Below are 6,517 nucleotides of genomic sequence, written 5' to 3' on the forward strand. Positions count from 1 at the left end.
GCCGCCCCGGCCGCCGACTGCCCTTCCACCACCCCGCGATGGGGAGTCCCGCCGGGCACCCCACCGCCTCGCACCCGTTTGCCGTACCGTGACGGACGACGAAGTGGAGGTCGACATGAGTGCCCAGCCCGAGCACCTTCCCGTCCCGCCGCCGGCCCCGGCCGCCGCCGCCCGGCTGCTCACCCGCATCCGCGCCGAGCGGCCCGAGCGCTGCGCCCGCTGGCTGCCGGCGTTCGAACGGGACTGGGCCAAGGCCCTGGAGGACTCCCGCCAGACCTACGACCTCACCCCCCTGCACGAGGTCGTGCGCAGCTGGCAGGCCCGGCTGGACACCGCGCCGGCGGTCGACGCCTTCGTCGCCGGCGGCCTGGACGACGAGGACGGCATCGACCTGGAGCAGGTCATCGGGACCCGCCGGTGACTGCCCGGCCCTGGCCCACCCGCCTGTCGCCGCAGGCCGCCAAGACCCTGTCCGCCCTGCCGCAACCGGCCCGGGAGCTGGTCCGCGACGTCCTGGACATCGCCGCCCGCACCCCGTGGGGATGGCCGCAGTGGGACTCCACCGACCTCGACGGCGAGGACGTGCGCTGCGCCTCGGTCGGTCCCCTGACGGTGGTGTACCTGGTCAACCGCGGCGCCGAACGCCTGCACGTCATCGACGTCGTCTGGCTCGGCTGACCCGCGTCCGACCGGTCAGCCGGTCAGCCCCGGGACGATTTCGGCGCCCGGGAGTCGTGCCAGCGCCCAGCCGGGGAGGATGAGTTTGCCGCGGCGCCGTCCACTGCCGACGAGGACGAACGGCGCCTCGACCACGGCCGCGTCGATGAGCAGGGGCCAGGCGGCGGGCAGGCCGACGGGGGTGATGCCCCCGTACTCCATCCCGCTCTCGGCGACCGCGGTCTCCAGCGGGGCGAACGAGGCCTTGCGCGAGCCGAGGTGCCGGCGGACGGCGGAGTTCACGTCCACCCGGGTGTCGGCGAGGGCGAGGCAGGCGGCGAGCGTGGTGTGCCCACCGCGCTTGGCGGCGACCACGACGCAGTTCGCGGACGCGTCCAGTGGGACCTCGTACGCCTCGGCGAAGGTGGCGGTGTCGGCCTTGGCGGGATCGGTGTCCACATAGAGGACGGCTCCGGCCGCCTCGCTCGCGTCCCAGCTCCGCAGGGCGTAGGCCACGGGCGCGGCGAGGTCCGCGCAGACGTCGAGCGCGAGCCGGGCCGTGGCGAAGTTGCCGAAAGGGGCGGGCACATGGGTGGTCATGCAGGGACTCTAGTGCGGTGACCCGGCCGGCCCGACCGGGTCGGGTGGCCGGACCTCCCCCGTGAGGGTCCGGCGACTCCTCCGCTGTCCGCCGATGGGGTGCCGGCGTGACGCCAAACTGATGACCCGTTCCTACGACCACCGCCTTATCCGCTCCTGCCTGCGACGGCGTCAGATCCCGGCCCCCATCGCCCGCCGAGGCATCGACTCCTCCCGGCGGCTCGGCCGGCACCGATGGGTGATCGAGCGCACCGTGTGCGCCACGAGGCGCTCTCTACGAGCCGGCGTTCTCCGACCGATCTCATGGGTTCCGTCCCCGTCGCGGCTGCCACACCGCACTGTGGGAGGTGGCCCACACCTGGAGCGGGACTTCCTGGTTCATCGAAGGGGACATCGCCGACTGCTTCGGCAGCCTGGACCACCAGGTCCTGCTGTCGATCCTCGGCGAGAAGATCCACGATCAACGGTTCCTGCGGCTGGTGCGCAACATGCTCACAGCCGGGTACCTGGAGGACTGGAAATGGGGAGCCACGCTCTCCGGGGCGCCGCAAGGCGGAGTGGCTTCCCCGATCCTGTCCAACATCTACCTGCACAAGTTGGACGAGTTCGTCGAGAAAGCTCTGATCCCGGAGTACACCCGTGGAGAATGCCGGGCCCGTAACCCGGCATACCTGGAGTTGCAGAATCTTCTGGCGAAAGCCCGCCGGCGCGGCGACCGGGCCCAGGCCCGGACACTGCGTCAGCGGGTGACCGGCCTGCCGAGCGCGGATCCGAACGATCCGTCATATCGCAGGCTGCGTTATATCCGCTATGCAGACGATCACCTCCTCGGATTCACCGGGCCGAAAGTCGAGGCCGAGCAGATCAAGCACCGCCTGGCGGAATTCCTGCGTGACGAACTCAAGCTGGAACTCTCCCAGGAGAAGACGCTGGTCACCCATGCCCGGACCGGGTCGGCGAGGTTTCTCGGCTACGAGATCACGACCCAGCACAACGACACGAAGAAGACCGGCCGCTACCGCAGGGTCAATGGTCGGATCGCCCTTCGTGTCCCCCGGGGCGTGATCAAGGCCAAATGCGAGCCCTACCTCGCCCGCGGCCAGCCCGCGAAGTGAACGGAACTGACCAACGGCAGCGATCACGCGATCGTGGCCACGTTCGGGGCCGTCTACAGGGGCATCGTCCAGTACTACCTGCTCGCCGGTGGCATTGACGGCTTGAAGTGGCCCCGCTTCTCCGGCCTGAGCCGGCCCGCACTGGTGGGGCGTGCGGGAGTGTTCGGGGGTTGAAGTGGCCCCACACCGTCTGGTGGGCTGGGACGCTCGGTGCGGGTCTCCGTGAGGGGGCGATTCCGGGTGGTGTCCTCGAAGGAAGAGCTGTTCCTGCAGATCCGCCGGGACTCCTGGCGTGAGGGGTTGTCGGTTCGCGGGCTCGCGCGGAAGTACCGGGTCCACCGGCGGCTGGTGCGTGAGGCCCTGTCCTCGCCGGTGCCGGGTCCGCGGCGGACGCCTCGGCGCCATTCGCCCAGGTTGGAGCCGGTCAAGAAGACGATCGACCAGTGGCTGCTGGACGATCTGGAGGCTCTGCCGAAGCAGCGACACACAGTGAAGCGGATCCTGACCCGGCTTCAGCAGGAGTGCGGTGCCGAGATCGCTACTCGACTGTGTGGGACTACGTTCACCGCCGGCGCCAGGAGATCGCCGAGGCCGCCGGGGCGGCCCCCGTCGCCGGGTTCGTGATCCGGCACAACCAGCCCGGCATGGACGCGGAGGTGGACTTCGGCGAGGTCTGGGTGGACCTGGCCGACGAGCGTACGAAGTGCTACCTGTTCGCGTTCCGCCTGGCCTACTCCGGCAAGGCGATCCACCGGATCACCGCCTCCTGTGGGCAGGAGGCCTTCCTGGACGGCCACATGCACGCGTTTCGCACGCTGGGTGGCGTCCCGGGCGGCCAGATATGGTATGACAACCTCTCGCCCGCGGTGTCCTGGGTCATCCGCAAGAGCCGCTCCCGTGAGGAGCATCCGCGCTGGACCGACTTCCGCCAACACTTCTCGGTCACCCCGTTCTACTGCGAGCCGGGCCTTCGTGGCGCCCACGAGAAAGGCGGGGTGGAGGGCCAGGTCGGCTACTGGCGCCGCAACTACCTGACCCCGGTCCCGCGTGTCGAGTCCCTGGACGAGCTCAACACCGCGTTCGCCGAGTTCGAGCGAGCCGAGGAGGGACGCCGGATCGGGATGCGGATCCGCACCATCGGCCAGGACTTCGCCCAGGAGGCCCCGTTACTGCTGCCACTGCCCGCGGGTCCGTTCGAGACCGGCATGGCGTTCACCCCGCGCGTCGACCGCTATGGCATGGTCGCCGTCCGAGTCTGCCGCTACTCGGTTCCGGTCCGGTTCATCGGCCGCACCGGTCCACGTCCTGCTGCGGTCCACACCACGGGAAGATCACCTCGGCCGCAGCGGGGCCAGCCCGCGCCGGAACCCGGGGCCACCTCAAGCCGGAGCAACCCACCGGCAGGCCGAGAAGTGGGGCCAGCTCAGGCCGGAGAAGCGGGGCCACTGCAAGCCGTTAATGCCACGCCGGAGACGTCTTCCGGCTGCACCGGCTGCAATGGGCCATGGAGACATCCATGCTCAAGACCCTTGCAGGCAAGCACCGTTCGACCATGACGAAGATGGCCGCCAAGCACAAGGCCAGGATCGACACGCCGGGCGGGCCCCGAGTCTGCTTCGAGGCCCGCATCGAGCGGAAGAACAGGAAGCCGCTGGTGGCACGGTTCGGTGGAATCCCTCTCCGGCAGCAGCGGTCGGCGAAGGTCGTCGACCGTCGGCCTGTCTGGGTGGACTATCCGCAGAAGGAGCTGATCACTCGGCTCCTGGCGGACACATGCGAGGTCTGCGGGGCCACCGGTGATGTCCAGGTGCATCACGTCCGAGCCCTTGCCGATCTCGCTCGTGCCGGATGGCCGCCGTCCGACTGGGCGCGCGTCATGCTCGACCGGCGGCGCAAGACCCTCGTGGCCTGCACCGCCTGCCATGACCGCATCCACGAAGCACGAACGGCCGGATCACTCACGCCGTGATCACTGGAGAGCCGGATGACAGGGAAACCGTCATGTCCGGTTCGGCAGGAGGCCGCGCGGAAAAGGACCTGCCACGGGCAGGCACCTCGCCGCGCGGCCGACCCAACCTCCTGGCTCACCACCCACTGGCGCCTCGCCCGGGACTACGAGAGCAGTCCGGCCCACTCCGAGACGATGATTCGATGGGCCATGATCGGTGTCATGGTCCGCCGACTCACCCGGCAGGGTTCCGCATCCCTGCCAGGGCGCCGTCCACTTCGCCGGACCACTACTGAACTGGGCCGGCCAGGGTCTCGATCGACAGAGGCAAGTGCATCTCTTGCTCCTGCCTCAAGGTTAGGTCGACCAACTCCTCCGGCGGCTCGTTCCCCTCTCGGACGGCCATGACATACGCCTTCGCCTGCTGCAGTCTCATGAGAGGGGCTCGCTTCCGTAGGTGACGCATCGCGGCCATCATCCCGTCGGACCGCACGAGTGTCCGGACAGTTGTAATCAGCGGCTCGGGCGGCTCGGGCGGTCGGACGCCCCTGACCTGCTGGAGGTAGAGCTCCTCCCAGCCTTCGCGGCCATACGTGCCGAAAGGGACATGGTGGATGCTCCCGTCCTGCCGGTCCACCAGATAGGGCCCGTGGCCCAGCAGCATCTGATGGATGTCGCGACTGCGGATGTACTCCACGGATTGCCAGAAGACCAACCACCCGAGAACGTGCTCCTCCACGAGGAGAACGGCGAGCTCAGGCAGTTGTGCCATCCAGAGCGACTCCTGCCGCTGCCTCGACAGTAGGACTTCGACCAGTTCCACAGCGCGTCCTCTGGTAATCACGTCCCTCATCCTTCACCACGGTACAACCGGGTTTCGGCGCTGACCGAACAGCCGCGTTCGCCTAGATCGAGATCTCAAACGCGGTCTGAGCTTGTTCCTTGACCTCTGATGCTGTTGATCAGCTGGGAGTTTCGAGTCCGGCCAGGAGGTAGGCGACGTCGAGTCCCGTCCTGAGGTACTGCTCGAAGGTCTGATTGTTCAGGGCCCAGGGCGATCGACTCTGTCGAATGAGCGCGATGGCGGTCGCCGGGTCCTGGCCCAGCTCGATCAGGGTCTGTGCGGCGACGAGGCCGGAGCGGTTGTAGCCGGAGTGGCAGCGCACGAGAACGGTGCGGTCATTCCGTACGGCCTCAGCTGCCGTGACGGCCAGCTGTTGGACCGAGTGGAGTTGCTCAGCCGTGAGTGGGCCGTCTGGGATCTCACTGATCAGATGGTCTACTCCGGGGTGCGGTCCGTGGCCTGGTCGGGTGAACAAGCTGATGACCAGGTCGAATTCAGTACCGACAACGGCGGTCTGCACCTCGCCGTCAGGGCCGGTCCAGAAGTGCCCGCCCTGCCATAGCTGCGGCCTTACTTCGTTCCACGGTGCCTGCGGTTCGGGGGCGCCTCGGTCCCTCTGACGTGTCTTCACGGACGCTCCTTTCCAGGTGGACCAACGACGCGGTCAGGCGGTCGCGTTCCCTGCTCGATGCGCTGTCGCCGTTCTTTGATCGTCAGGTCACGCACTTCGGTCTTGCCCACGTCGGAGCGCGGGGCCTTTTGCCGGTTGGTGGAGCCGAGTGGTCGGCCTGGGCCGGGTCTTCCAGGCCTCGGCGCACTGGCCGGGAGGAGGGACTTCGCGCGGATGTTCCTGAACCCTCGCCGGACTCGCGCCGGGGTGAGTCGTCCGGGTGAAGCGGGCTTCTCCCATGGCCGGCGGAGGTCCTCAGCGAGCGGTCGGGCGAGGCGGAGCTGGGTGTGGGCGGTGATCACCAGCCATGTCCAGCGGTCTCCCGCTTCGGGTGTGCGGATCTTCGGGCGGGTCCAGCTGAGGGTCTGCTTGAACAGTCGGAAGGTGTGTTCGAGATCGAATCGGCGGAGGAATGCCTGCCAGCGATGGTCGATGTCGTGGGCAGTGGCGCCGGTGCGGGAGGAGCACAGCCAGACGGGCTTGGGGATGCGGTCACCGGGCAGGTGGTTGGCTTGTGGTCGGTGGGGTGGTTTGTGTTTCAGGGGCGGGTTGGGGGTGGCTTGGGGTGGGGTTGTGTGGTGGGTAGTGGTGGGTGGGTGTCGGGTGTGGTGAAGGTGTAGCCGGCGTTGATGAGTCGGGGGAGGTAGTTGTTGAGGGCGTTGACGGTTTGGGAGCGGTCGCCG

The 6,517-nt window shown here is 68.5% G+C and carries 7 protein-coding genes and 3 pseudogenes; 6 read left to right on the forward strand and 4 right to left on the reverse strand.

Annotated elements, in window-relative coordinates:
- Positions 1 to 115: 115 nt before the first annotated feature.
- Together ABD323_RS17210 and ABD323_RS17215 are read left to right on the forward strand one after the other, a co-directional pair.
- Positions 116 to 421, forward strand: a complete 306-nt coding sequence (locus tag ABD323_RS17210; RefSeq protein WP_344442511.1) for a DUF6247 family protein — start codon at positions 116 to 118, stop codon at positions 419 to 421.
- Entirely contained in the window at positions 418 to 678 is a 261-nt protein-coding gene (locus ABD323_RS17215; RefSeq protein ID WP_344442512.1) for a hypothetical protein, read from the forward strand. The genes ABD323_RS17210 and ABD323_RS17215 overlap by 4 nt, the downstream gene beginning before the upstream one ends.
- 15 nt (positions 679 to 693) lie before the next feature.
- On the opposite strand, the gene ABD323_RS17220 is transcribed toward ABD323_RS17215, so the two are convergent.
- Positions 694 to 1,245, reverse strand: a complete 552-nt coding sequence (locus ABD323_RS17220) for a YbaK/EbsC family protein (protein WP_425556036.1) — start codon at positions 1,243 to 1,245, stop codon at positions 694 to 696.
- A 139-nt stretch (positions 1,246 to 1,384) separates the two neighbouring features.
- Between ABD323_RS17220 and ABD323_RS17225 the strand changes: the two are divergent.
- The 4 genes and pseudogenes from ABD323_RS17225 to ABD323_RS17240 form a co-directional block, all read left to right on the forward strand.
- Positions 1,385 to 1,513 (forward strand): annotated as a pseudogene (locus tag ABD323_RS17225) (IS5/IS1182 family transposase); the annotation flags it as partial.
- A 13-nt stretch (positions 1,514 to 1,526) separates the two neighbouring features.
- Positions 1,527 to 2,468, forward strand: a pseudogene (locus ABD323_RS17230) (reverse transcriptase/maturase family protein); the annotation flags it as partial.
- Between the two features lie 548 nt (positions 2,469 to 3,016).
- Positions 3,017 to 3,928 (forward strand): Mu transposase domain-containing protein, encoded by a 912-nt coding sequence (locus ABD323_RS17235; protein WP_344442514.1) that lies wholly within the window; start codon positions 3,017 to 3,019, stop codon positions 3,926 to 3,928.
- Positions 3,889 to 4,341, forward strand: a complete 453-nt coding sequence (locus tag ABD323_RS17240; protein ID WP_425556035.1) for an HNH endonuclease — start codon at positions 3,889 to 3,891, stop codon at positions 4,339 to 4,341. The genes ABD323_RS17235 and ABD323_RS17240 overlap by 40 nt, the downstream gene beginning before the upstream one ends.
- 268 nt (positions 4,342 to 4,609) lie before the next feature.
- On the opposite strand, the gene ABD323_RS17250 is transcribed toward ABD323_RS17240, so the two are convergent.
- The 3 genes and pseudogenes from ABD323_RS17250 to ABD323_RS17260 all read right to left on the reverse strand — a co-directional run.
- Positions 4,610 to 5,143, reverse strand: a complete 534-nt coding sequence (locus ABD323_RS17250) for a YrhB domain-containing protein (protein ID WP_344442516.1) — start codon at positions 5,141 to 5,143, stop codon at positions 4,610 to 4,612.
- 139 nt (positions 5,144 to 5,282) lie between these two features.
- Positions 5,283 to 5,795 carry a protein-tyrosine phosphatase family protein gene (locus ABD323_RS17255; protein WP_344442517.1) on the reverse strand — a complete coding sequence of 171 codons (513 nt, stop codon included), beginning with the start codon at positions 5,793 to 5,795 and terminating at the stop codon, positions 5,283 to 5,285.
- Positions 5,792 to 6,427, reverse strand: a pseudogene (locus ABD323_RS17260) (NF041680 family putative transposase); the annotation flags it as partial. The pseudogene ABD323_RS17260 and the gene ABD323_RS17255, both read right to left, overlap by 4 nt.
- Positions 6,428 to 6,517 lie beyond the last annotated feature (90 nt).

The sequence above is a fragment of the Kitasatospora nipponensis genome (genome assembly GCF_039528135.1).
GTDB lineage: Bacteria > Actinomycetota > Actinomycetes > Streptomycetales > Streptomycetaceae > Kitasatospora > Kitasatospora nipponensis.

Bases quoted from the DNA above. Each gene is read 5' to 3' on its own strand.
- ABD323_RS17240 (WP_425556035.1), top strand. From the start codon at position 3,889: ATGCTCAAGACCCTTGCAGGCAAGCACCGTTCGACCATGACGAAGATG.
- ABD323_RS17235 (WP_344442514.1), top strand. From the start codon at position 3,017: ATGGACGCGGAGGTGGACTTCGGCGAGGTCTGGGTGGACCTGGCCGAC.
- ABD323_RS17210 (WP_344442511.1), top strand. From the start codon at position 116: ATGAGTGCCCAGCCCGAGCACCTTCCCGTCCCGCCGCCGGCCCCGGCC.